Origin of the sequence: Bradyrhizobium sp. SZCCHNR1017, from assembly GCF_032381375.1 — a bacterium.
Taxonomy (GTDB): domain Bacteria; phylum Pseudomonadota; class Alphaproteobacteria; order Rhizobiales; family Xanthobacteraceae; genus Bradyrhizobium.
Map to the genome: position 1 here is coordinate 52,309 of NZ_JAUHIR010000023.1, position 23,135 is coordinate 75,443.

Annotated in this window: 21 protein-coding genes; 3 read left to right on the forward strand and 18 right to left on the reverse strand. The window is 63.8% G+C overall.

Annotated elements, in window-relative coordinates:
• Positions 1-6: 6 nt before the first annotated feature.
• The 11 genes from QW863_RS33390 to QW863_RS33440 form a co-directional block, all read right to left on the reverse strand.
• A complete protein-coding gene (locus tag QW863_RS33390) occupies positions 7-1,839 on the reverse strand; it encodes an MFS transporter (RefSeq protein ID WP_315769886.1) in 1,833 nt (610 codons plus the stop codon).
• A gap of 77 nt (positions 1,840-1,916) precedes the next feature.
• Positions 1,917-2,840 (reverse strand): alpha/beta hydrolase, encoded by a 924-nt coding sequence (locus tag QW863_RS33395; RefSeq protein ID WP_315769887.1) that lies wholly within the window; start codon positions 2,838-2,840, stop codon positions 1,917-1,919.
• A 175-nt stretch (positions 2,841-3,015) separates the two neighbouring features.
• On the reverse strand, positions 3,016-4,767 hold the full coding sequence (locus QW863_RS33400) for a relaxase/mobilization nuclease domain-containing protein (protein ID WP_315769888.1): 1,752 nt from the start codon (positions 4,765-4,767) through the stop codon (positions 3,016-3,018).
• A gap of 246 nt (positions 4,768-5,013) precedes the next feature.
• The gene (locus QW863_RS33405; RefSeq protein ID WP_315769890.1) at positions 5,014-5,730 is read right to left on the reverse strand and encodes a lytic transglycosylase domain-containing protein; all 717 of its coding nucleotides are present in this window, start codon (positions 5,728-5,730) and stop codon (positions 5,014-5,016) included.
• A gap of 209 nt (positions 5,731-5,939) precedes the next feature.
• Complete coding sequence (locus QW863_RS33410; RefSeq protein WP_409977994.1) at positions 5,940-6,455, reverse strand: S26 family signal peptidase; 516 nt, start codon at positions 6,453-6,455, stop codon at positions 5,940-5,942.
• Positions 6,452-6,916 carry a DUF2840 domain-containing protein gene (locus QW863_RS33415; protein WP_315769892.1) on the reverse strand — a complete coding sequence of 155 codons (465 nt, stop codon included), beginning with the start codon at positions 6,914-6,916 and terminating at the stop codon, positions 6,452-6,454. The genes QW863_RS33410 and QW863_RS33415 overlap by 4 nt, the downstream gene beginning before the upstream one ends.
• 313 nt (positions 6,917-7,229) lie before the next feature.
• Complete coding sequence (locus QW863_RS33420) at positions 7,230-8,135, reverse strand: replication initiator protein A (RefSeq protein WP_315769893.1); 906 nt, start codon at positions 8,133-8,135, stop codon at positions 7,230-7,232.
• Entirely contained in the window at positions 8,135-8,416 is a 282-nt protein-coding gene (locus QW863_RS33425) for a helix-turn-helix domain-containing protein (protein ID WP_315769895.1), read from the reverse strand. Before QW863_RS33425 ends, QW863_RS33420 begins: the two co-directional genes overlap by 1 nt.
• A 229-nt stretch (positions 8,417-8,645) precedes the next feature.
• Positions 8,646-9,158 carry a DUF2285 domain-containing protein gene (locus QW863_RS33430; RefSeq protein WP_315769924.1) on the reverse strand — a complete coding sequence of 171 codons (513 nt, stop codon included), beginning with the start codon at positions 9,156-9,158 and terminating at the stop codon, positions 8,646-8,648.
• A 67-nt stretch (positions 9,159-9,225) separates the two neighbouring features.
• The gene (locus QW863_RS33435) at positions 9,226-9,495 is read right to left on the reverse strand and encodes a transcriptional regulator domain-containing protein (protein ID WP_315769896.1); all 270 of its coding nucleotides are present in this window, start codon (positions 9,493-9,495) and stop codon (positions 9,226-9,228) included.
• A gap of 83 nt (positions 9,496-9,578) precedes the next feature.
• A complete protein-coding gene (locus QW863_RS33440; RefSeq protein WP_315769898.1) occupies positions 9,579-9,854 on the reverse strand; it encodes a DNA -binding domain-containing protein in 276 nt (91 codons plus the stop codon).
• Between the two features lie 210 nt (positions 9,855-10,064).
• Here QW863_RS33440 and QW863_RS33445 point away from each other — a divergent pair, with 210 nt between their 5' ends.
• Positions 10,065-10,214: a hypothetical protein gene (locus QW863_RS33445; protein ID WP_315769900.1), complete on the forward strand. Its 150-nt coding sequence runs from the start codon at positions 10,065-10,067 to the stop codon at positions 10,212-10,214.
• Between the two features lie 536 nt (positions 10,215-10,750).
• Here QW863_RS33445 and QW863_RS33450 read toward each other — a convergent pair.
• A complete protein-coding gene (locus tag QW863_RS33450; RefSeq protein ID WP_315745055.1) occupies positions 10,751-10,981 on the reverse strand; it encodes a helix-turn-helix transcriptional regulator in 231 nt (76 codons plus the stop codon).
• Positions 10,982-11,354: 373 nt separating this feature from the next.
• On the opposite strand from QW863_RS33450, the gene QW863_RS33455 reads away from it, so the two are divergent.
• Both QW863_RS33455 and QW863_RS33460 read left to right on the forward strand, forming a co-directional pair.
• Entirely contained in the window at positions 11,355-11,756 is a 402-nt protein-coding gene (locus QW863_RS33455; RefSeq protein ID WP_315769902.1) for a hypothetical protein, read from the forward strand.
• A 209-nt stretch (positions 11,757-11,965) separates the two neighbouring features.
• Positions 11,966-12,382: a hypothetical protein gene (locus tag QW863_RS33460; RefSeq protein ID WP_315769903.1), complete on the forward strand. Its 417-nt coding sequence runs from the start codon at positions 11,966-11,968 to the stop codon at positions 12,380-12,382.
• Positions 12,383-12,626: 244 nt separating this feature from the next.
• On the opposite strand, the gene QW863_RS33465 is transcribed toward QW863_RS33460, so the two are convergent.
• From QW863_RS33465 to QW863_RS33490, 6 genes are all read right to left on the reverse strand, one after another.
• Positions 12,627-12,947 carry a DUF736 domain-containing protein gene (locus tag QW863_RS33465; protein ID WP_315769905.1) on the reverse strand — a complete coding sequence of 107 codons (321 nt, stop codon included), beginning with the start codon at positions 12,945-12,947 and terminating at the stop codon, positions 12,627-12,629.
• Between the two features lie 546 nt (positions 12,948-13,493).
• Complete coding sequence (locus tag QW863_RS33470; RefSeq protein WP_315769907.1) at positions 13,494-13,958, reverse strand: hypothetical protein; 465 nt, start codon at positions 13,956-13,958, stop codon at positions 13,494-13,496.
• Between the two features lie 170 nt (positions 13,959-14,128).
• Positions 14,129-15,064, reverse strand: a complete 936-nt coding sequence (locus tag QW863_RS33475; protein WP_315769908.1) for a DUF2493 domain-containing protein — start codon at positions 15,062-15,064, stop codon at positions 14,129-14,131.
• Positions 15,065-15,405: 341 nt separating this feature from the next.
• Complete coding sequence (locus QW863_RS33480) at positions 15,406-16,458, reverse strand: toprim domain-containing protein (protein ID WP_315769909.1); 1,053 nt, start codon at positions 16,456-16,458, stop codon at positions 15,406-15,408.
• Positions 16,458-20,771 (reverse strand): strawberry notch family protein, encoded by a 4,314-nt coding sequence (locus tag QW863_RS33485; protein ID WP_315769911.1) that lies wholly within the window; start codon positions 20,769-20,771, stop codon positions 16,458-16,460. Before QW863_RS33485 ends, QW863_RS33480 begins: the two co-directional genes overlap by 1 nt.
• 207 nt (positions 20,772-20,978) lie before the next feature.
• The gene (locus tag QW863_RS33490; RefSeq protein WP_315769912.1) at positions 20,979-23,105 is read right to left on the reverse strand and encodes a ParB/RepB/Spo0J family partition protein; all 2,127 of its coding nucleotides are present in this window, start codon (positions 23,103-23,105) and stop codon (positions 20,979-20,981) included.
• Positions 23,106-23,135: the final 30 nt, after the last annotated feature.

A 23,135-nucleotide genomic window follows, 5' to 3' on the forward strand; every position in this document is an offset into this window, starting at 1 on the left:
GACAGATCAGACTCTTAGAAAGCCGCGCGCAAGCAGCTCCGAACGCTCGGCGGCGAGCTCTTGGCAATTCTCGCCGCTCTGGGCGCTTGCTCGGGACGGAAGCGTGAACCAGATGGCAGCCGCGATCTGGAGAGCGACGTTCACGCCGAAAGCTGCTTGGTACGCGATTGCCGGATAGTGACCGTCGACCGCCGGCCAGAGCTGAACCACGAGTCCCGTCAGGCATTGCAAGGCGAACGCGCCGCCGATGTGGAATACGTTGAGCGCCGCATTGGCTCGTCCGGCGATCTCCTTCGGGAAGTACTCTGCCAACACAGCGTAGCTCAGCACGGTCGCCGCACCGACGGAGGCAATAAAGACCCAAGAGATACACGACGGCAGCGGTAGGCGCATGATCAGCGCCGATTGCGCGGCGATGAACAGGATCGCAACGGACGACAGCAACTGACCAGGCCCGATGCCCCGCCGACGCAATCGATCGGCGACAACGCCGAGCAGGAGCGCGCCAACGCTCAGGGCAATCGCCATCATCAAGAGGTTCTGCAGCAAGGCCGGCCGGCCGAGACTGTCGACATCGCTGAACCATGATGCAGCCCAAAGTCCCTGGAGCGACCAGGCCGTCCCGATGCACGTGGCCGAAAGCGGCGCCAGCCGCCAGAAGCGGGGGTCGGCGTAAATGGTCCTCAGGCCGATCTTGGCGGCACCTGAAGCAGATGGCGACGCCGGCACGACCTTGGGCACGATCAGAAAGATCAGCAGCGAGCAGCCAAGCGATCCGAGCGCGAGAAGATTGAACAATCCACGCCAGCCCATCGAGGCGACCAGCCAGTCCGCTGGCAGTGTTGCCGTGACGGCGCCCGATGCCGCCATCATGATCATGAGGCCATTGAGCAACGGCACCCGCTCGCCCGGAAACCAGAGCAGCAGCGCCTTCAGGCCGGAGGTCATAGCGGCAGCAACGCCGAGGCCGATCAGAGCGCGGCCGGCAAGGAGGAGCAGGAAGTGATCCGAGACCGCAAACAGCGCCGCGCCAGCGGCCGCGGCCAACAGCACCGCGCTCTGAACGAGCCGTGGACCATATCGATCCAGGAGAATGCCAATCGGGATCTGGGCTACCGCGAAGGTCAGGAAGTAGACCGACGTCAACAGACCGAGATTGCCGGCGCTAAGGCCGAATTCGGTGGCGAGCGAGCCTGCGATCGTCGCATTGATAGTTCGGAACAGAAACGACAGATAGTACGCACCAACGAATGGCAGAAACACCCTGAGGGTCAGCTGCCACATAGACATTTGGCGAGTGCCCACCTGGCGCGGCGTCGCATGGGCCTGCACATCGTCTACCGAACGCGTGACATCACGATCAGCGGCAGCCGATCCCGCGCTGGTTTGCGAGCGCGCCGTCTCCTCGGAAGCGTCTTCCGGCGCGCTCTGGACCGCCGCGCTGAGCCGGTCCAGCGTCTCCCCAATCAAAGAGCGCCCCTGATGAACGCGAGCGGAGACCTGCGCCGCAAATTCGTCGAAGCGTTCGGCTCCCCGCTGGCAGGCTTCGTGCAAGGCAGCAGCCGGGAGGCGTGGAGTCATGGCAAACTGAAAACGCGCCTGCAGCGCGACAGCCTCGCTGACGAGCCTGACATCAGCCGCCAGCTGCTCCAGCTGCCGGTTCATGATGCCGATACAATCGCGCACGGACTTGCCGTCGTCTTCGTCGGGGCCCAGATAGCGATCGAGAGCGGCTTCCACGAGCGCGGACCTCGACTGGCCCGAGCGTTGAACCGCGACCGCGACCGCCAAGCGTGCTGCGACGTCCTGGGAGAGATAAACGCCGATCCTGGATTTCATATTGTCACGCGGAAGGACTGAGTGGGATCGTAGGATGAGCAGCGGCGTCCATAGATAGCGGTGAGCCGATCGACGGCTCAGCGCATTCGGCGCTGGGCCAAGGAGATCGTTGAGCCTGCCTGCTCGGCGTCGAGATTCCGGAGACGCTGTCTGGATTTGGGATATTCGTGACGCCAGCAGCCGCGCTCGACGGCATCCAAGAAGCCCTCAACTTGCGCGTTGAACGCAGCAGGCTCTTCCAGATTGATGGTGTGACCCGTGTTCGGACAGATCCAAAGGCCGGCATCGGGCAGGCATGCCTTTAGCATCAGGTTGGTGTCGACACAGGGCGTGTCCTCGTCACCGACCGCGAGCAACACCGGGATCGCCAATGTCGCCAAGCTGTCCCTGGAGTCGTACAGCGACGGACGCAACATCTGATAGCGGACCATGGTCGTCGACAGTCCCCGTGCGGACAACCGCCCGAGCCGGTCCGCGAACTCCCGCCATGCCCGGTGATTCTTGTGCTTGAGCTGAATGCGCGTCGGACTGTGCGCGATCCTGTCCGCCGTCACATCCAGACCGCGATCGATGAGCGACCGCGCCAGCGTTGATGTCTGCTTCAGCCATTGCTCGCGCTGCGACGGAGAACAGCCGGATCCCGCGGCTGCGGCAACGATGGCGCTGGCCCGTCCTGGGTAGCGTAGTCCGAACTGCAGGGCGGCGTAGGCGCCCATGCTGGCCCCGACCAGATGCGCTCGATCGAGTCCAAGTCCGCGCATCACCGCATCGATATCGCCGACGGCATGCTCCCAGCCGTACAGCGCGGCATCCTCGGGAACATCGCTGGGGGGGTAGCCCCTTGAGTTGTAGACGATGCAGCGGTGGCTTTTCGCGAAGTGACTGACCTGCAGATCCCAGCTTCGCAAGTCGGAGCCGAACTCGTGAGCGAAGATGATCGGACGGCCCTGGCCGGTTTCCTCGACATAGAGCTTGACCCCGCAGGCATCGACATACGGCATCGCGATCGTCCCCCGTTGCATATCCGCGCTCGTGGGACGAAGGAACCGACGAGATACAGGCGAGGCAATGCCGCAACGATGCTCGTCGTAGTCTTGCGCAGAATCTCGCGGAATAACCGGGGCGTCTAAGCCTCCCTGGTGGTCAGCCCCATGCCATTTTGATGTCTCAGGGCGATCAGAGGCCGAGGCCGAGTTTGCGTCCAAAGCTCCAGCTCACTGCCCCTCCGCTGATGGCGATCCCGCGCACCTCGCGGCCGAGATGCTGCTCCAGCGCCGGACGCCAAGGCACGAGCTGAAAGCCGAGCCCGTCGTCGATCATGGCGAAGCGACCGGACGCCAGGGTCACGCGCTGACGGTAGATGCCCGCGATGGGATCGCCTTCGCCGATCGGCCGGTAGGCCAGCGCCGTCTTGGTCGAAAGCCTGGATGCGGCGGCATTCAGCTCGCGCTGGCGCAGGGTAGCGAGCAGATCGCGCGCGAACACGACCTGCTGCCCTTGCCGACGAGCGAGACCCTCAGCGGCCAGATGATCAATCCGGCGTTCCATGGCGGCCCGGACGTCCGCCCCGAAGCCGCCGGCAGCAGCAACAGGCTCGCGCGCCAGCAATTGCCGATCGAGCCATGTCGCACCATCCGAGCTCACCTGGGCGTCGAGGGCGAGATCCGATCGTGTCGCGAGCGATAGCCGCTTGCGACCCTGCGCATCGTCATACACGCGCGCCTCGACGATCGCTCCAAGCTGAGCATCGCCGGTGAGCTCGAGATCGGCGAATCTGAGATGATGGGTTCGGCCATCGACGCCATCGACGATGGCATAGGCCGAGCCCTTGAGCTCATCGTGGAGACCACGCGCCACGAGGCGACCGAGCACCGGAGCGGCCGGCTGATCACCATGCAGCGCAAAGCCCGTGACGTCGGGCTCCTGGCCGAAGCCCGCGATAGCCCGGTGCATGGTTTTGATGATATCGCCGCGGAGCGCAAGATCGCACAACGTCTCCTCGAGACCCGGCTTCAGCGTCCAACGTCCCGGCGCAATCTGCTCGGCCAGACCAAAACGTTCGAGCCGGGCCGCCCTGCCCGTCATCAGCCTTCGCAGCTCCGGATCTTCCCCGCGGGCCGCTGGGCGAAGATCGGCGACGCCCGCTCCCTCATCGGCCACAGCGCGAAGCGCACGGTCGAGGCCCGTCCAGTGCTCGGCATCGACCTCGCGTTCCAGGGCCGATTTGATCTCGTGCTCGCTGCGCGGACCGAGCTCGAGCGCAACGCGCTCCGCTGCCCGCTCGCGAAAGCCCCTGCTGATATAGTCGCGGCTGATGACGAGATCCTGGCCGTGATCGCTCCGGCCGCGCACGAGAACATGGACGTGCGGATTGTCCGTGTTCCAATGGTCGACTGCGATCCACTCCAGCCTCGTCCCGAGATCGCGCTCGGCATCGCGCATCAGCTCGCGGGTGAAGGCCCGCAGATCCTGCATATCAGCGGCATCCTCCGGCGAGACAATGAAGCGAAAATGATGGCGGTCGCCCTCGGCGCTGGCAGCGAACGCCCGCTGATCGGCCTGGTCCGATCCAGCATCGAACATTGCGGCATCAGCGCCGTCGCGCGTGACGCCATCGCGTTTGAGATAGCTGATGTGCTTGGCAAGCGGCGCCGAGCGGAACTTCGTCCCGCGATGCCGGACCACGCGCGCCTTGATCACGACCCGGCGCGTCGGCGAGCGCAGCGACAGGGCCAGGGCAGCAGACCGCCCGCGCCCAAACCGCGCACCGGCCGTTCGTCTCTCCCGGCCAAAGCCTTTGCCTGTATGGCCGGCCTTCCGGGTTGCGCGCATGACCTGGCCGACAAAACTCTTCGGCTTGGCCGGGCCACGTCCGCCGTTCCTGATCCGACCGGGACGAACGCGGAAGTCGCTCTCGTCCCGGCTCATGTCGACCTCCGCGACAAGCCGGCTTGGCCGACGGCGCTCGGTTGATTGATTTGCCGATGCTTTCGCCGTGAAGCGCCAGCCGGCCTGATCTGGATCACGCCTGAAACACGAGTCCAACCAACCACATGCGCTCGACGGCCGTCGGCGCTTTTATCTCGCAATCCATGGCCGAGCTTCCCAGGCCTCACCTCTTCACCCTCCAACATACGATGATCTGCGACGGGCCGCGAAGAAGGGTGCGTTCGATCATCGCCAGAGATTTCCGCCAACATGCCGGGCAAACAAGGAATGCGACTGCGGCAGGAAGGCCGAGAGGTCGATACTGTCGGCCGCGCGCAATGACCCGTTCGGAGGCTTGCCGGATGCACGTCGAACATCGGGTGAATGCTGCGCACTGCGCGAGACGAACAACATCGCAAGCGATTGAACGGATGCCCGGAAGGCAGCGATCTGGCGGTCCGTTTGCTCCGCTTTGACGAGGAATGAGAGCTTTGCGACGTAGGCTCGAGTCTCATCCGGCAGCGGTTGACCTGTCGCCAGGTGATGTTCATAGCGCCCCGGACCGGCATTGTAGGCGGCAAGGACCCCCCGCATTCCGTAGCGGTCGTGGAGCTCGCGAAGATAGGCTGCGCCCGCCAGAATGTTGTCGCGAGGATCGAAGGGATCGGCACCTAGATTATAGCGAGCACGCAGATCGCGCCACGTCTCCGGCATGATCTGCATCAGACCGATCGCGCCTTTGGGCGAGCGCGCACGCCGATCGCCCCCGCTTTCGATGCGCATGACCGCGTGGATCCAGCCCTCGGGGATGTCGAACCGGCGCGCGGCTTCGCTCACGGACGTGGCGATGGCCTCAGCACTGAAGCTGCTCACTCCATGTGAGCGGAATGACGATGACCCGGCCTGCGCAGTGGCACCGCAGAGCATCGACCATGCGACGGCTGCAGCCATGATGGCGTTCATCGCGCGACACCACAAGCGTATGGTGTTGCCTGCGCTGCTCGCATCCGATGACCGAGCGCACCGATCCTGTGGCTGATCGGAAACGAGATCGCAAGCACACGGTCGGCACGCGAAGTGCGTGGCAACCAGGTGAGGAATGGCCGGGACGAGCGAACGGCCAGACACTCGAGAGACGGAGCGGCTGATAGGAACGCGACCGTAATGCATGATCACTGCTCCCCGCCCGTCCAGAGCGGCTCGGCGCGGCCGATGATGGCGGACACCGGCAGCACACCGAAATATCGCCCATCGAGCGAGATGGCCGATTGCGTGTTCATCAGGAAAGCTTCGCCATCGGCAAGCGTTCGGCAGCCGTGCCAGACCGGCAGCAGACGACCCTGGCCATCGCGCTCTTGCGCCTTCCCCACCTCGATCGTGTCGATCAGGATCGTTAGCCCACACCTGCAGACGGTCTGTCCCGGTAGTGCCGCCACATGCTTCAAGAGCGGCACGCCGCTCGGCAGATAGCCCCCGCTCGCCAGGAAGGCAGCAAGTGGCTGCGGCGCGTCGACCGCGACGAGCTCGCCGACCATGAGATCACCGCGCGGATGAAGCCGATAGAGGCCGGTCGCAACGCTTGCGGAGACGTTCCAGACATAGTGGATGGGGGGCATCTGGAGCATCGCCGACAGAGCGATCGCAGCAGCTCCGATTATTGCGAGACGACGCACGACATCGCCCATCATCGCGCAAGTCTCCGCCGGTGTAGCCAGGCCTTGTGTCGCCCGCGTGTGTAGTCGCGCGGCGCCTCATTGACGGACAGGCGGTTGTGAACGTGCTGCCAATAATCGGGCGCCGCTTCGGCCGGATCGATACCGAGCGCTTCGACCCTGTCGATCCGCTGCAGCACGCTTTCGACCTTCGGCCAGGTTGCGAGCCGCAGCAGGATCTCGCCGCCGGGACGAACGAAAGGCACGGTGGCGTATCCCTGCCCTGGTGCGACGGCCCTGACGATATCGATGCGCGAGACCACGGTCCCGAAATCGTTCGACGCCCACCGCACGAAGGCGAAGACGCTGCCGGGCGCGAACGACATGATGCGCCGGCACCGGTCGATGATCGTCTCTTCGGCCGCGTGACCGAAGCGAATCCAGTTCTCGATCCGCTTCTCGAGCCAGAGCAGCTCGACCTGCGTGAGATCGCTCATGCTGCTCTCCTGCGAGAACAAATGTTTCGACCTCCGCCATCCTGGACGCGCGGCGCGAGCGCGCAGCAGCCTCTGGATCGTGGGTTCCGATCAACCCAGGGGATCCCGCGCCACAGCTGCGGGAATGGTTCATCCCTAAGCGGGTAAAGTGCGCGGTCCGTTAGAAGGAATCCGAAGGATTCCAGGTTAGTAAAGTTACGCGCCCGCCAAGCTGTTGATCCCCTGGCGCTTTCGTTCGATTCCGGTCCCCGTTGGCACGGGAATCCGGTCCCCGACGGCACGACCGTGCGCGTCCTCGATGGCACGAATTGATTCACAGCTTGTCCCCCGACCGAGAGGTGAAGCCGCGCTTGCGCAGACGCGCAGCGAATGGGTCATCTTGGACAGGGGCGAAGGAGAGGCGTTCCGCTCCGCGCAGACCGGCCTCGATTGCGAGCTGGTAGCCTGGCAGCGTCTGACGGCGGACGATGTCGCGCAGATCGTAGGCGAAGTGCTTCAAAGGCGACAGACAGCCGGACTTGGCGTGAAGATGCGCGAAATCAAAGCTCCAGCCGCCTTTCTGACGGCCACCATGCTTGCGCACAATGCGATAGAGCCAGCGCTCGAGCCCGCCTTTCAGATCGAAATACGCACGGTCGATGGTGAGCACGAGGGCGTCGTCGAGCACGCCGGCATAGAACCAGTTCGGCAAGATCAGTTCCAGCCCGCGCGGACGGCCGTGCACATCCGCGGTCTCCTTCCATTCATTGATCCAGGAGAACCGATGCCGCCGACGCTCAGTCGGCTGCCTGATCGACGTCATGATCGTGGTCGACTGCAGACGGTCGAGGGCTGCCTTGAGACGATCGTAGTCGCGCACACTGGTCCCGCGGCCAACGAAGGTCAGAATCTCGTAAGGCGTGGCCGCCATCAGCCGTGAGGTCTTCAATCCGGCGTCACGCGCTTCGACGATCTGTGAGGAAGCCCAGATCAGAACATCGGCATCCCAGATCGTGGCCATGCCGTGCTCCGGCACCGCTTCGACACGGATGCTGATCTTGCCCGTACGGAAGTCGATCGGGACGACGCGTCTGGATTTGGCCAGCGAGAAGAACGGATAGGCCATGAGATCCTGCGCATCACGGGCGGCGAGATCGCCGGGCAACGCGCGGAACAGTTCGAGTTGGCCGCGTTCAGACGGCCGCGGGCGATGGGCTTGCCGATCATACCGCTGGTGCATCAGCGGCGCCCCTTGCCAGCATAGGGAACGAGCGCCGGATGCCGCTTGGCGGGGAGCACGGTGCTCTTTCCCGGATCGGACGTCGATGTCTTGACACCGCCATCCGCCCACGCCCTGAGATCCTCGAGCGCGTAGACCACCCTGCCGCCGAGCTTTCTGTAGGCCGGACCGGTGCCGTAGGTGCGGTGCTTTTCGAGGGTTCGTCCGGACAGGCTCAGGAAGCGGGCAGCTTCTGGCGTGCGAAGGTATCGCGGCGGCAAGCCGGCGTTCGGATCAGGCATTGTCGAGGCTCCGTGTGCTCAGAGCGCGCTTGTGAGGTCAGCGGCGCGTCGGAGGTCACGATGGCGGAGCATACGAGCGAAGGGGGATGCCGAAGATCGGGGGGTGAATGTTCGGCACCCTACGCGGTCACCATCACGATGGCCAACGATCGGCAGAGATCGAGCAGCAACCGAACCGTCGCAGACCCTTGGGCGCACGGGTGGACCGCGGCGTTCGCCGCGACTGCAATCAGCGCCATCTCTTGCGATGGCGCGGACGCAGCAGATCGCGATAGCCGCCACGCATCAGCCGCAGGCCCAATTGCACCAAGCGAATGGTTCGGCTGCGGAGGTCGTGAGTTTTCCAGGCGCGAGCGGGAATGCGTGCGGATCCAAACAGCACTTCGGCGATCGTTCGATACGATGCCCCCTCCAGGTGGCCGTCGAGCGCGCGAAGCGCCGTCGCAAGACGCGCGCGCTGCTGCAGCGTAAGGCCGTCCGGGGACGGCCCTAGCGGCCGATTGTTCAGGGCCCGCCAAAGCCTCTGGGCCGCACGGGCGCGTGCCTCGAAATCCTCATCAAGCGGCAGCTTGACGCTGTATGTGACGCGTTTGACCGGCTCGTCCGGCAGCCACAGTCGGTGTGTACCGCCGCCGAGCGGCAACACAACATGCCAGCCGTCCGAGGCCGCACGCAGTCGGTCTCCCGACAGCTCGGTCAGATCCAACGGTGCGGTGAAATTCGGTTGTGCCGCGCGGTCCATCGACAAGACGGTGGGCAGCGTCTCTGGCGCCCAAAAGATCTGCTGGGCATCAAACGCGTGGCGGGGATCAGCTGCGAAAGACGAGCCCCCATTCGTTGCGGAATTCGGACGGAGCGCAGGCTTCCGGGTTTGTTACTGACTGGTAGTCCTGCTGATAGGCTGGATTGCGGCGAAGACATTCCCAGGCAACGTTTGGATCTGCTGCATGGTCCAAATCGTAAGCCCGAGACGAACGCCACTCGAATTTCGACATTTCGTAGTCCTCATCTGCAGCCGCACCAAGATTGCAACCACACAATGAGGACTCTTTGTGATTGCGGCGCCCGAGAGACCGCATGGCAGGTATCCCGATACGGAACTGCCTTAACGAAGACTGAACACCTCAACCACTGCGTTCAGCGTATCGAACGCCCATAGGCATCAATCGGCCGCACGCCGCAACAGATGACGATAGCCTTTGTTCGACATCCATCTGGCTCGGGCAAGATGACTGTCGTAAGCGCGGCGGGCCCGTTCGGGTTCCTGATCGGGGTCGATATGAAGAACGATTCGAGCCACCTCGCGCCAATCGGCGTCCTCAGCCGCGGCATCGAGCATGCGCAGGTACGTGGAAATGTGCTCGTCGTCATAGGCCGTCAGCGCGTCTTCGGTCGGCGCGAGATCATCGACATCGGGATCCGGCGGGTGCGACGGCATGACATTTGTTTCCAACGTGGTCCAAGTCAAAGATTAGACGTATTTCACGCCGCCGCCAGCACAAGCATTCCGTGTGGCTTCGCATCGAGTGCTCCAGCACCTTTGTCTGGCGACTCCGAGTAAGCTCAACGCCCAGTCGAGATACATCATGGCAAGGTCGGCTACCGCGCAAGCGTTGGAGATCAGCTCCGAGACATTCCGGCGGTCGACTTGAAAGAGCATCCGCCTGCGAAAATGACTTCGCGGGAGGGACTCGCTCATCTCGACAAAATCGACCGTATTCACATCCGTTTAGTTGCGCGAGCGGCAGACGCCGCCAACATCAACATCGCCGGTCATCTTGCTCATCAGCTCAATTGAACAGCCGCCGAGCTTCTCAAGACGCCAATTGCCCGGGGCAGAAGAAGAGAAAGCTCACATCACAGATTTCTTTTAAGTATCAAGCAAGCCAACAATTAGGCAACAACAAAGGATACACGCAGCCAACCTATGGACGCGAAGTACGACCGACGGCTCCCACGCTGACGGTTCACACGTATTGATCGCAACTTTGGACGCCAACAACAACAGTCGGCGCACCACGTACGATCAACGCGGAAGCAAGGCCGAAAAACAGCCCTGAGCCCGGGCGACCACTGAGCGCAACGACAGGCCATCGACGCATTGAATTCGTCGAGACGTACTCATGCGACCACCTTCGGCCGGCGACCTTATCGGAGCATTCCGGTGTGGATAGCACGTGGCTTAGGCGGTCTGTCTTTCCGAGGCTCACAACCGGAAGCTGAGAGGACACTGGCCAGCAACAAAAGTCATTCGGCCCAAGCGCCAGGTCAATCGCGCAGCGGCTATTGCGCTACTCAGCAGTCCGATAATCGTGATCTCCGAACGGCGAGCCCTTAGCTAGTCAGCTTCAGTAGATCGGAGGGCTCGACACCAAGCGCTACAGCCAGAGCCTGGACATTATCGAGTGTGAGATTGATCAGTCCGGCCTCGATCTCGCTGATATGAGGCTGGTCGAGACCGGTTAGCTCGGCCAACCGCTCTTGGCTGAACCGCTGTGCCTTGCGCAGGCGCTTGACATTCGCTCCCAGAATGACGCGCGCCGCCTTTGGTTCCGACCAATCCATCTGGACGGTAGGACCAAAACAGGACTAGAAATTCTATAGGTTATAACCTATAATGCAAAAATACTCAATTGACTGGCATTCGGAGCGCGTTCTCCGAATATCGGCACGCCGGTCAAGGATCATCGACCAAGTTGATGGAACCTAGATGTGAAACTCGGAGGGATACGTCTTCCACCAAACCGAGGACCTACGCAGAGGCCCCGATATCGGCAATCGACGACGCGCTGATAGAGCTTGAGCATCAGTTCGAACTCCTCTCGCGCGAATCTTCGCTGCTATTGGAGGCGTTTTGAGCGTGAAGCGATGGGGTAGATGCGGGGCGCGCGGCCGCGAAGCCGTGTACCGCAAACGGTTCACGGCTATCGGGGCTCAAATGGACACGCAAGCATCTCTTGGCGGTTGCGATTCTGCCACGTCAGCAGACCTGGATGCCGATCTCTCGGCACTTGAGAGACAATTTTTGGCGCTCACAGCAGAACTCGATCGCGCGCCCGCCGATCCAGGCGAGCGACTCGGCGAATACCTGACCGCAGAGGATGAGGCGGTGCTGGCCCGTCTTGATCCCATCGAACGAGCAATCATGGAGACGCCCGCTCGTACGGTAAAGGGCCTGAGCGTAAAGGCCCGCCACTTGGCCTACGTCCTGTCGGAGTATTGGGAAGCCCCGATTGATCAAATCGAGTGGCAAGGACGAGCGATACGTCTCCTCATTGAAGCGATCTGCAAGACTGCGGACGCGCCTCTGCACATTCGAGAGCCGAGGTTCGGGAAATAGCGTTGTCCTCCCCCTGGCCTGTCGGCGTCCCACCTCGAAGGAGGTCACGCAGGAATAGAGAACGTCCGGTCTGAGGGCCGGGCCAACGTAGCGCGATGCGACCGATTGTGACCTATTGCTTGCTTCCTGGGACCGTCGTCAGGGCGCATGATTTCGAGTGTTGCTCGTCGCCAGTGGAGTGATCTCAACAATCAAAGTACGATGGCAAAATGAGAACGCATCTTGAATTTGTCTCCACGGCTTTTCCGCCCGAGCCTGGCGAGGATGAACTCGTCAATCCGAGGCTGTACGGAAAACGGCTTGCAGAATTTCTATGCGAGCAGCTGCCGCATCACGGCTTTGCGGTTGTGAATATGAAACCCGAAGATTGGGGGTGGCGTATCGACCTCGCAAATTCGGAATTTCCCCTTTGGCTCGGATGCGGTCATTGTCAGGAGTTCGAGAATGGCTTTCTATGTTTCATCAAACCTTCCCGTCCCTTCGTTCGCCGACTCCTAAAGAAGACTTCGACGACCGACACAGTGGACCGTCTCGCTCGAGCCCTGACCGAAATCCTGGAGCAGAGCGGGAAGGCGCAGCATATGCGTTGGTGGACCGAAGATGAAAGCGATTCGCTGATCGGATAACGTTGGAGAGACATTTCGCACCGAGAAACCCCAAAAGGGTCCATCGTGAACATCCGGTCTGAGCGAACAGCGTCAGTTGTTCGGCTTGACGGACGGAAAACTTGAGAAGGCAAAACACGCTCATCGAAAGATTCGCTGCGATGGCCGCGGCTAGACAGATTGATATCAGGCCTACCGCAGTCAGCCCGGTCTGGGTTCGAACCGTGCCCCGCCCGTACAATTCGGGCGGAGCCGGCTCGTACCCTTACTCCGCGGTCTTGCGGGGCCGCGACCAGAGGAGCGTGTAGCCTTCGCCGCCCTCGTCGTCGAACAGGTTCGCGTAGATCGGGGCGTTGAACGAGGGATCGTCGAGCTTGAGCGAGAGATAGTCGCGTCCCTCCTCCGAGCGCCGCGCCCAGGCGGCGCCGATCTCGACACGCCCGGTGTAGACGCGGTGGCTGGGCGCGTTCTCGCTGGAGCGATTGGCTTCGGGGACGATGCGGACCCCCTTGGCCTTGAGGCTCAGGGTGATGATCTCGCCCTGGAAATCGTCGCCGACCTTCTTGAAGGAACCGATGGAAGCCATGTTGTCTCTCCTTGGCTGATTCGGGCCGCGACCACCGCGGCCTCGATGGCGCATCTCGGGCGAACGGCGATCGACGGCGCACCCGCAGGGCTGGAGCGAAGCGGAGGACGGCGCCGGACGACTTTCTTGTCCCGCGAGGAATGGGCGGCTCCGCCCAGGGGAAGAAAGTTGGCCGGCGGCGTTGCGCTCAGGCGATCGAGGCGCAGCCGGCCTTCGGCCAGATCAAGCCATCACGAGGCAAGGTGCGTCGCCGTCCCGATCAGCTTCCAGGAGAGACATGGTGAGCCGCGGCCGCACAAGACGGCGGAGAGGCCAAGCGTACGATCAGAAGCCGCCGACAAGAAAAGCGCGTAACGATTTCAGTCCCGTGTCAGCGAACCTGCAGTGAGCCGGTCAGCCAATGCCTTGCGCCCGTTAGATCTTTCTGCGGTGGGTCGCGGCTCCAGTTCGGGGGTGGCTTGCCTTCGCTCAGCTGAGCACATTCGTACCTGCGAACAACTTCGTCGACCGTTCGAGGCCCAGGCGGCTCGACTGCCCAGGCCAAGTTCACAGCGGCGAAGAGTCGAGAGGTCGATCGCCGCCCTGCTCGGACTGCAACGGGCGGGGCAGATCGTGACTGAGCAACTGGTGCAGAGCACATCCGCCCGCCAGGAACGCACCCAACAAACCGATGATCTCACGCCAGAGCGGCGATGGCCCAGCAAGTAAGGCAACGCCAAGCGCCGTGTGACGGCCGGCCATTGCTGCCGGGATGAGAAAGGTAGCTGCCACCAAGCTGCGCATCAGCAAGAATCGCGAAGTTGCGAACAGAATCCGGCCGACGGTCAGAGTGAGAGCCGCCGCGGTGAGCCCCGCCAAAATTGCTCCGCCGATCCCGACGCCTGCATTCAGGACCGCCAGCCCGGTGCTGACCGCGGCAAAGAACGGGAGTGCGTGAACAGCGAGTTTGAACAGCGCGCGGCACAATAGTCCGACGCTGACCAGTCCGAGGATGAGAGTAATCGCGGGCACGGCGGTGGCCTCCGTGCAAAGCTATGACGGGATGCGCCTTCCACCACCACCGCGGCGCGATCCGAACAATATGCATCGTGATTTGGACAAAGTTGCGGAGAGTCGCGCCGACGCTCGAGCGGCGCCCGACGCGTTGTGAGATCGGCAGAGCGTTGAGGAGTTGACGGCGCTCACGCGCCGCCTTTCCCGAAGGTCCAGACGGGAATTCCGAGGCGACGGGCCTTGTCGGCAAGGTTGCCCTGGATTCCTGAGCCGGGGAAGACCATGACGCCGATCGGAAGCGTCTCCAGCATGGCGTCGTTGCGCTTGAATGGTGCAGCCTTGTTGTGCCTCGTCCAGTCGGGCTTGAAGGCGATCTGCGGCACCTTCCGGTTCGCGGCCCATTTGGAGGCAATCAGCTCGGCGCCCTTCGGTGAGCCGCCGTGCAGGAGTACCATGTCGGGATGCTTGGCGTGAACCTTGTCGAGGCGATCCCAGATGAGTGCGACGTCGTTGAAATCTGGTCCGCCGGTGAGTGCGATCTTCGGTCCCTGCGGCAGCATGACCTCGGTCTCGGCGCGGCGCTTGGCGGCCAGGAAGTCGCGGGAGTCGATCATGGCAGCCGTCAGCGTGCGATGGTTGACCTGCGAGCCCGATCGCGGGCGCCAGGGCGATCGCGTATGCAGCTCGAAGGCCTCGGCGGCGAGGTCGCGGAACAGCTCCATGACGTTGCGGCGCTCGACCAGCGACAGCCCTTCCGACGTCAGCCGCTCGAGCTCGACGGAGCGGACCTCCGAGCCGTTCTGCTCGCGCTGGCTGGTCCGCTGCGCCTGCTCGTTGTCGTCGAGTTCACGCTCGATGCGCATCGTAGCGCGGTGGAACAGGTTGACCGTTGACCACAAGAGATCCTTGAGCTCAGGCTCGAAGCGGGTGTCGGAGAGTGTCGCCACCAGGGCATCGAAGATGTCGGCGATCGCGCCGGTGATGGCCCTGCCCTCTGGCAACGGCCGCGGATCAGGCTCGTCGTCGAAGGGCCGGTAGCCGTACAGTTGGAGTTCGGCCAGAGCGTCGTCGGTCGTCGAGCGGGTGTCGTGCGGCTCTCGCATCTCGTCGTGGTGGTCGGACATGGGGATCTCGTCTGTGATCTCTGACCGCGCCGATCGCGGCCTTCCATAGCGATCTCCACGACGGCGGGCGGACCGGACCAGAACCCGCTGATCCCTTCGAGCAGCGGGCCGGAGCGACGGCGGAGGATGGCGGTGCGCGGCTATTTTGCTTCGCGATGCAAAGGCCCGCACACGGGCCGGCGGAAAATAGCCGCGCACCGCCATTGCCGGACCGGACCGCCTGCCGTCCGATCGCGCTCTCAGAAGGCCCCGGCGCGGCTGTCGGAGGCTCGGATGAGATCCTCTCGCCCGCCCCACGAGTTGCGAGCGCGCGAGCAGACCACCCGACTGAAGACCTACGTCTAGGCCGAGATCACGTCCAGGAAGCGCGCGGCGTCCTCCGGCAACAGCTGATGGCACAGCATGTCCCGGAGCCGGGCTTTCCCGAATGCGCGCAGATCTTCGTTGAAGTCCCCAAGGCGAGGACACAGGGCGATCACCTCGATGCCGGCGTCCAGCGCTCTGACCGACAACGCCTGTGCCGCAGTGATCCCGGCAGCGTCAGCGTCGACTGCGACATAGAGCCGGCGCAGCGTGACCGGCCACAGCAGCGTGGCGAGATGGTTGGCCGAGAGTGCGGCGGCAACCGGCAGTGACGGCAGCACCGTCCGCAACGACAGCATAGTCTCGATGCCCTCACCGGCCGCAATCACGTCATCAGCAATCCCGAAGCGAACCGCGCGTCCAAGCAGGTCGCCCATTGCCCGTCGCGGCGTCTCGATCGGCGCCTTTCCTAGCCTGCGATCATCAAAGCCATCAGGATCGAGCCAGGTGCGATGGACGCCGGTGATGCAGTCATCGAGATCGGTCACGGCGGCAATCAGGGCCGGCCAGGTCTCGACCGTCGTGGTGTCATCCGGTCGATAGAAGCATTGCGGGTGGAATCGGAGTGCTGCAGAGTTTGCAGGCGGATCGATGCCTCGATTGCCCAAATAGGTCTCGCCGAGCGTCCCCGTCAGCGGCTGAGACATCGCAAAAAGTCGGCGAGCGGCCTTGATCGGGTCGCGCGAACGCCGAAGTAGCTTGGGCTCGATCGATGGTTCACGCTGCCAGCGTGGTAGCTTCAGGAATCGCCGCGCTTCCTCGGCGATCTCGCGGAAGCTGCGCAGCGCGCATGTTGTCCCTATAACATCGAGCAGATCGCCATGCTCGCCCGTCGCGGCATCGGTCCATTTGCCCGCCGGTCCCTTCGATGAGGCCTGCAGCCGCACGAACAGCGAGCGGCCGGGCGTGTTGTTGACATCCCCGACCAGCCAATAGCGTCCCTCACGTCGGCCGTTGGATAGATAGTGTCGGCACACCGCCTCGGCCTCACGCGCGAGGCGGCGCGCCAGCTCGGACGCGTCCTCCGCCATCACGATGGCTCCCGCCCACGAACGTCAGCGATCGGAAACCGCTCCAGAACCCTGGCCAGGATCGTTGAGCCACTTGCATCGGTCGGCACGAACATCCGCAGCTTCCAGGAGATGATCTCACCGAACAGCCCATAGGCCCTGAGACAATCTCTGAGCCCCTCAGTGAAACCCAACAGCTCGATCCGATCGACACCCATGACGCGGGCTCGCCGCAGCCGCATGCCTTCGGCGAGATCGAGCACATAGCCGTCACGCAGTAGTGCCGTGAACGCGTCTTCAGCTGCGAGCGTCGGTCTCTCCGCCGACATTGCCGTGACCCAACTGAGCGGCACCTTCCGGCCGATGATCCGCTCGCCTGCATTGGTCTGGAGACGGTACACCCTCGGCGACTCCTGAGGGAGCCGCTTCCAGATCGGCAGCAACAGCCCGGTGACGAGGTAGATCGTGCTGGTCGTGAACTCTGGGATGGATGCGAGCTCCGCGCTCCAGCCCGCCTTGAATTGCTCGCGGTCGGTCGCGACCCAATCATGCTCGACCAGCTTGGCAAGCGGCAGAGTGCGGCGTCCCATCGGTCCGATCAGATGGACCCGTGGCTCGATCGCGCCGTCGTCGAGCAGCCAGCTCGGCGCGGGCACCTGGATCGCCGCCCGCGCCGAGCGAATATTGCGCAGCGGAACGGCACAGCGTTGCAACAGCCGCTCCAAGGCTTCGTTCAGCGGCATGGGCCGGTTGCGATCGCGCTGGACGATGGTGACCAGATGAGTTTCGGCGCCCGTGGCACGATGGGTGTAGATCGTGCGCCGCTCCTGGACGACGAAGCTCTCTGCACGTAGCGTCTCCAGGCCGGCATCGTAAGTCCCCGACGCGATCGCGCCCTCGATCCGCGCCGCGAGCAACTGCTCGAACACCGTGAACAGGATGTTCTGCAACTCGATCGTCAGCGCCAGCAGCCGGTTGAGGAACGTCGTGATCGGCGGCAGCTCGTCGCGCAGACCGTTCTCATCGGTCAGCTTCAATCCCGTGGCCTGCTCGAAGCGCTGCAGCGAGCAGCTGCCGACCTGGCCGCGGGCCAGGAGCCCATAGAGCTGACGCAGCGCATCGCGCGCGTGCGGGCTTTCCAGGTTATCCTCGGGACGGAACAGCCCCTGCCCGCCGGTCTGGCGCTGACCACGGGTGATCGCGCCCAAGGTGTCGAGCCGACGCGCGATCGTCGAGAGAAAGCGCTTCTCGGCCTTCACGTCGGTCGCGATCGGGCGAAACAGCGGCGGCTGTGCCTGGTTGGTGCGGTTGGTGCGCCCAAGCCCCTGGATCGCGGCATCCGCCTTCCAGCCCGGCTCCAGCAGATAATGCACACGTAGCCGTTTGTTCTTGGCCGAGAGCTCGGCGTGATAGCTGCGGCCCGTGCCGCCGGCGTCCGAGAACACCAGGATGCGCTTCTGGTCATCCATGAAGGCGGCGGCCTCAGCGAGGTTGGCAGACGAAGGCCTGGTCTCGACCGCCATCCGATCGCGGATGCGGATAATCCGTCGCGACCGGCCCGTGACCTCAGCGACCTCGTCGGTACCGAAGCGCTGAACGATCTGGTCGAGGGCGCCCGGCACCGGCGAAAGCGACGCGAGATGCTCGATCATCTCATCTCGCCGCGCGACGGCCTCGCGGCTCTCGACCGGCTGACCGTCGCGAGTCACAGGACGCGATAAGAGATTGCCCTCACCGTCGGTGAATGGCTCGTAGAGCTGCACCGGGAAGGAATGGGCGAGGTAGTCGAGGACGTATTCGCGCGGGGTGATGTCGACCTGGACGTCGCCCCACTCCTCGGTCGGGATCTCCGCCAGCCGGCGCTCCATCAGGGCTTCGCCGGTCGAGACGATCTGGATGACTGCGGCATGGCCGGCTTCGAGATCACGCTTGATCGCGCTGATCAGCGTTGGCGTCTTCATCGAGGTCAGGAGATGTCCGAAGAAACGCTGCTTGGCGGATTCGAAGGCCGAGCGCGCAGCCGACTTGGCTTGGGCATTCAGAGTGCCGGTTGCACCGGTGATATTGGCCGCGCGCATCGCGGCCTCAAGGTTGTTGTGAATGACCGCAAATGCCTGCGCATAGGCGTCGTAGATCCTGACCTGCTCGTCCGTGAGTCGATGCTCGAGCAGCTCATATTCGACGCCCTCGAAGGACAGCGACCGCGCTGCATAGAGGCCGAGGGCCTTGAGATCCCTGGCCATCACCTCCATCGCCGCGACCCCGCCCTCCTCGATCGCCGCTACGAAATCCGCCCTCGTTGCAAACGGGAAATCCGCACCACCCCACAATCCGAGCCGCTGGGCATAGGCCAGATTATGGACGGTGGTTGCACCCGTCGCCGAGACGTAGACGACACGAGCATTGGGCAGCGCGTGCTGCAATCTCAACCCAGCGCGCCCCTGCTGCGAAGCCGCCTGCTCGCCTCGATCGCCCCTGTTGCCTGCGGCGTTCTGCATCGCATGGCTCTCGTCGAAGATGATCACGCCATCGAAGTCCCGTCCAACCCAGTCGACGATCTGACGGACGCGCGAAAGCTTCTCGGCCTTCTCGTCGGTCCGTAGCGTGGCGTAGGTCGTAAAAAGGATGGCTTCACCCAGCCGGATCAGCGCGCCCTGGCGGAAGCGCGACAGCGGCGTGACCTGAAGCCGCTCCATGCCGAGCGCCGCCCAGTCGCGCTGTGCGTCCTCGATCAGCTTGTCGGACTTGCTGACCCAGATCGCCCGGCGCCGGCCCTTCAGCCAATTGTCCAGCAGGATGCCTGCGACCTGCCGGCCCTTCCCCGCGCCGGTGCCATCGCCGAGGAACCAGCCGCGCCGGAAGCGGACCGCTCCGTCGGTCTCCTCGCTGGCCGCACGAACCTGGTCGAAGGTTTCGTCGATGGTCCAGAACCCGGCCTGAAAGCCGCCATGCGCTTCGCCCGCATAGATGATGCTCTCGAGCTGCGCGTCGGACAGCACGCCATCGGCGACGATCCTGGCTGGCAGATGCGGTACATAGGACGGCTTAGGCGGCGCGACGGAGGCCATCGCTGCCGATTGCACGAGCTTCGTAGGATGAGGCCTCGCGCCCGGAATTCGGATCGACTGCAGCTGATAGGGCTCATAGAGCGCGTCGGTCAGCCGGGGTCCTTCGTCAGTCGCCTCGTCCAATAGCTCGTAGGCAAGCTCGCGGCCTTCAGGCTCGGACGAGGTGCGCGGTGAAGACGAACGAGCCGAATTCAGAGCCTGTTGCTCTCTCGAACGAGAACGAGCTTGCTGGCCCGTCTGAGCCACGAACTGGCCAGCCATCGGCAGTCGTGAGGGCACGAGCGCCGTGATCCAGCCGAGCAAGGTCGCGACGTCAGGTGCCATTCCGACCGACTGTGGAAACACCCGAGGGTCCGTCGCCCGCTGCTTGTCGATCACGAGCATCCGTGTGGCAGTCGTCGTCCCCTGCCGCGCATAGACCGCGCCAGCGATCGCCGCGGAGAACACCAGACGTCCGCGCTCCTGCAGATGCACGAAGGCATCGGTCCAGGTCGGATTGTCCGGCGCAAAGCTGGCAGCGGTGATCGCGACCAGTCGCCCACCCTCGCCAAGCCGTGCCAGCGCCGAAGACACATGCCGCAACGTCGTATCAGCCAAGGGACGATCGACGTTCGCGGTCGCCGAGAATGGCGGGTTCAACAAGACCACGCTTGGAATGATGGCCGCATCGAGATGATCATCGATCTGCGCGGCGTCGAAACGGGTCACGGTCAACCCGGCAAACACCAGATCGAGCAAAGCGGCGCGGCTTGCGGCGAGCTCATTCAGCAGGAGCGAACCGCCGGCAAGCTCCGCAAAGACGGCCAGGCTCCCCGTCCCTGCCGAGGGCTCGAGCACCCGATCGGCCGAGGTCACCTGCGCCGCCGCGGCCGCGGCGAGCGCCAATGGCAGCGGTGTCGAGAACTGCTGAAAGCTCTGACTCTCGAGCGAGCGCCTGGTATGGCTCGGCAGAAGAGCCGCGACCTTTGCGACCATCGGCAGCATGGCCGAAGGCATGCCGCTACCGACCTTGATCATCGCCGGACCGTACTTGGTCAGGAATAGGACCGAGGCGATCTCACAGGTCTCGTACGCCGCCTTCCAATCCCAGCTGCCATCGGCATCGCTGCCGCCGAACGCAGTCTGCATGGCACGACGCAGGCATCTCGCATCGATACGCTCGCCGCGGGCAAGACCTGGTAGCAGCAGCTCGGCTGCACGAAGCACGGCCTTCGCGCGCGCAAGCAACGCAAAGGGTGCCGCGGAGCAATTCATCTCGGTGATCATGTCGAGGAACCTTCAGGGGAGAGTGGAATGCGGAGGAGCTCCGCCGAACGCTCTCTCTGATCCGGCGGCCTCACCCGCGCTGCTCCGCCTCTCTCCCTCTCGGCCCGGTCGACCGGACGGCGCCCTCAATGAAAAAGCCCGGCCGATCTGGCCGGGCTTCCATCTTCATTTTCAAGTCGGGGCGATCAGCCGTATCGGTAAGGTTGATCATTCCGCAGCGACGATCTGCTCAACCTCGTCAGCGCCTTCCATAGGCTCGTCATCTTCGCTGAGGAAGGCGGGTAGGCTATCGGCATCGCCCCCCTCGACCGTCTTCGTCACTTCGGTCTCCGAGCCACGCAGCGGCTCCGGCAGCCAACGGCTGCCCTCGAGGAGTCGCTCGGCTTCGCGCGCCATGTCCGGCTTCTTGAGATGCTCGATGAGCTGCACCGAAGCCTCGCCCTTTGCTTCGCGAACCGCCTGCAGGATGCGGTGTTTGGTGACGCGACCGAGATAGTTGTCGACCGAGGGCTTCCAGCCGGCGCGGACCATATCCAGGCCGACGGCACGCGACAGACGATCGGCCTGTTCGAGGCGTCCACGAACGCCATGGGCTGACAGGCGGCCTTGATGCATTCGGTTAGCCGGCTCGACAATCGCGTTCACCGTCTGCGCAGCGCAATGCGCAAACAGCTCGGCCTGGGCAGTCGCGTCCATCGCCGTCAAAGATGCCCACAGATCCTTATCGGTCGTTGGCAGCCTCGTCTTCCAGGCGGCGTGACGGGCGCCAATCGCCTTTGCTGGAGCGCTGTCCTCCAAGCCCGGCGGTTGCGCCGGGAAGCTCGGGACGCGCAGCGATATCTCCAGACAGTTGAGTGTCGAACCGAACGGATAGAACGTCGCGAGCACGAAGCTGTGCAGCACCGCCTGGAAGGCAATGGATGTTTCTCGACCGAACGCCTCACGAAGCGCGAGCGTGCGATAGGCCGAGAGCTCGCCAATAAGGCGGTCGGGTATCGGCCGCTCGACATCATCAGTGTCGTCGTCAGCGCCCTCCTGCTCGCCGCGACCGACGACGATTGTCGGCGCCGCCGCCCTCGCCTCCAGATCTGGATTGCCCGCGCCATGATCACCGTCGACACCGGCTTCGCTGGCGGGTCCCTCGCCGGTCGCCGGGACCTCATCCTCTGGACGGACGAAGCCGCGGGCGACGCGCAGCTGGCCCTGGGGGTCGATGCTGACGAACGCGCCGGCGCGAGCCATCTCAGCCGCGTCGAAGATCATGGGCCGCTCGTCGAAGGACTGTAGCGCCGCCTCGATCTCACCGAGACGCCGATCGACATCCTCGGGCAGTTCATCGGCTTGACCGTGTTCGGCCTCCAGTCTGGCCTGCTCCGCCTGCAGCGTTTCCATAGCCGCCTGCTCGTCAGCGGTGAGCTCTGCCGGCTCTCCGCGAAGCTCGCGCAAGCCGTGGGTGTGGCCGAACGGAAAGTCCACCGCGGCCGCGATCCACTTCCAGCCCTCGGCGCCAATCCGTTCAGCTTCCGTCTTGAGCTTTTCCGCGACGAGCCGGTCGAGCAGCGCGACATCCTGCAGCCAGCCGCCATCGTCCGCCTCGAACAGATCCCGTAGCGCGACCCCGCCCGCGGCCTCATAAGCAGCGAGCCCAACGAATTGAACCCTGCGGTCGAACACCCGCACCGCCTGCTCCGTGAGCTGCCGGCGGATCTGGTAGGGCGTATCGCCGCCGGAGCGGCTGACCTTGTCCCAGACCTCCTGCTGGCGTGCGTGGTCCGTCGCCACCGAAAACGCCATCAGCTGCTCGAGCGTCATGCCGTCGGCCGCATACACGTCGAGCAGCACGGGCGAGACCGCGGCCAGACGTAGCCGCTGCTTCACGACCGCAACCGTCACAAAATGCCGCGCCGCGATCTCCTCCTCGCCGAGACCGCTGTCGCGCAGCGATTGGAACGCACGGAATTGATCCAGGGGATGCAGGCCGACACGCTGGTCGTTCTCCGCGAGCGAATCGTCAAGCGCCGAGCCGGCATCGCGCACCACGCAAGGCACAGCCTGTGTCTTCGCCATCCGCTTCTGCCTCACCAGCAGCTCGAGCGCCCGAAAGCGCCTGCCTCCCGCAGGCACCTCGAACATACCTGTTTCTTTGCCGTCCTCATCTAGAACGGCGCGAACGTTCAGGCTTTGCAACAGCGTCCGCTCGGCGATGCTCTCTGCGAGCTGCTCGATCGACACTCCGCCCTTGATCCGGCGGACGTTGGACTGGCTGAGCACGAGCTTGTTGAAGGGAATGTCCCGAGAGGGGGACAACGTGATCTTCTGAGCGGCCTTGGTCATGTTCCGATATCTCCGCGACGGGCGGCCCGG

Bases quoted from the DNA above. Each gene is read 5' to 3' on its own strand.
- QW863_RS33435 (WP_315769896.1), bottom strand. From the start codon at position 9,495: ATGCGGTCTCTCGGGCGCCGCAATCACAAAGAGTCCTCATTGTGTGGT.
- QW863_RS33450 (WP_315745055.1), bottom strand. From the start codon at position 10,981: ATGGATTGGTCGGAACCAAAGGCGGCGCGCGTCATTCTGGGAGCGAAT.
- QW863_RS33455 (WP_315769902.1), top strand. From the start codon at position 11,355: ATGGACACGCAAGCATCTCTTGGCGGTTGCGATTCTGCCACGTCAGCA.
- QW863_RS33490 (WP_315769912.1), bottom strand. From the start codon at position 23,105: ATGACCAAGGCCGCTCAGAAGATCACGTTGTCCCCCTCTCGGGACATT.
- QW863_RS33420 (WP_315769893.1), bottom strand. From the start codon at position 8,135: ATGCACCAGCGGTATGATCGGCAAGCCCATCGCCCGCGGCCGTCTGAA.
- QW863_RS33390 (WP_315769886.1), bottom strand. From the start codon at position 1,839: ATGAAATCCAGGATCGGCGTTTATCTCTCCCAGGACGTCGCAGCACGC.
- QW863_RS33400 (WP_315769888.1), bottom strand. From the start codon at position 4,767: ATGAGCCGGGACGAGAGCGACTTCCGCGTTCGTCCCGGTCGGATCAGG.
- QW863_RS33485 (WP_315769911.1), bottom strand. From the start codon at position 20,771: ATGATCACCGAGATGAATTGCTCCGCGGCACCCTTTGCGTTGCTTGCG.
- QW863_RS33475 (WP_315769908.1), bottom strand. From the start codon at position 15,064: ATGTCCGACCACCACGACGAGATGCGAGAGCCGCACGACACCCGCTCG.
- QW863_RS33395 (WP_315769887.1), bottom strand. From the start codon at position 2,840: ATGCCGTATGTCGATGCCTGCGGGGTCAAGCTCTATGTCGAGGAAACC.
- QW863_RS33460 (WP_315769903.1), top strand. From the start codon at position 11,966: ATGAGAACGCATCTTGAATTTGTCTCCACGGCTTTTCCGCCCGAGCCT.
- QW863_RS33440 (WP_315769898.1), bottom strand. From the start codon at position 9,854: ATGCCGTCGCACCCGCCGGATCCCGATGTCGATGATCTCGCGCCGACC.
- QW863_RS33405 (WP_315769890.1), bottom strand. From the start codon at position 5,730: ATGAACGCCATCATGGCTGCAGCCGTCGCATGGTCGATGCTCTGCGGT.
- QW863_RS33410 (WP_409977994.1), bottom strand. From the start codon at position 6,455: ATGATGGGCGATGTCGTGCGTCGTCTCGCAATAATCGGAGCTGCTGCG.
- QW863_RS33430 (WP_315769924.1), bottom strand. From the start codon at position 9,158: ATGGACCGCGCGGCACAACCGAATTTCACCGCACCGTTGGATCTGACC.
- QW863_RS33415 (WP_315769892.1), bottom strand. From the start codon at position 6,916: ATGAGCGATCTCACGCAGGTCGAGCTGCTCTGGCTCGAGAAGCGGATC.
- QW863_RS33480 (WP_315769909.1), bottom strand. From the start codon at position 16,458: ATGGCGGAGGACGCGTCCGAGCTGGCGCGCCGCCTCGCGCGTGAGGCC.
- QW863_RS33425 (WP_315769895.1), bottom strand. From the start codon at position 8,416: ATGCCTGATCCGAACGCCGGCTTGCCGCCGCGATACCTTCGCACGCCA.
- QW863_RS33465 (WP_315769905.1), bottom strand. From the start codon at position 12,947: ATGGCTTCCATCGGTTCCTTCAAGAAGGTCGGCGACGATTTCCAGGGC.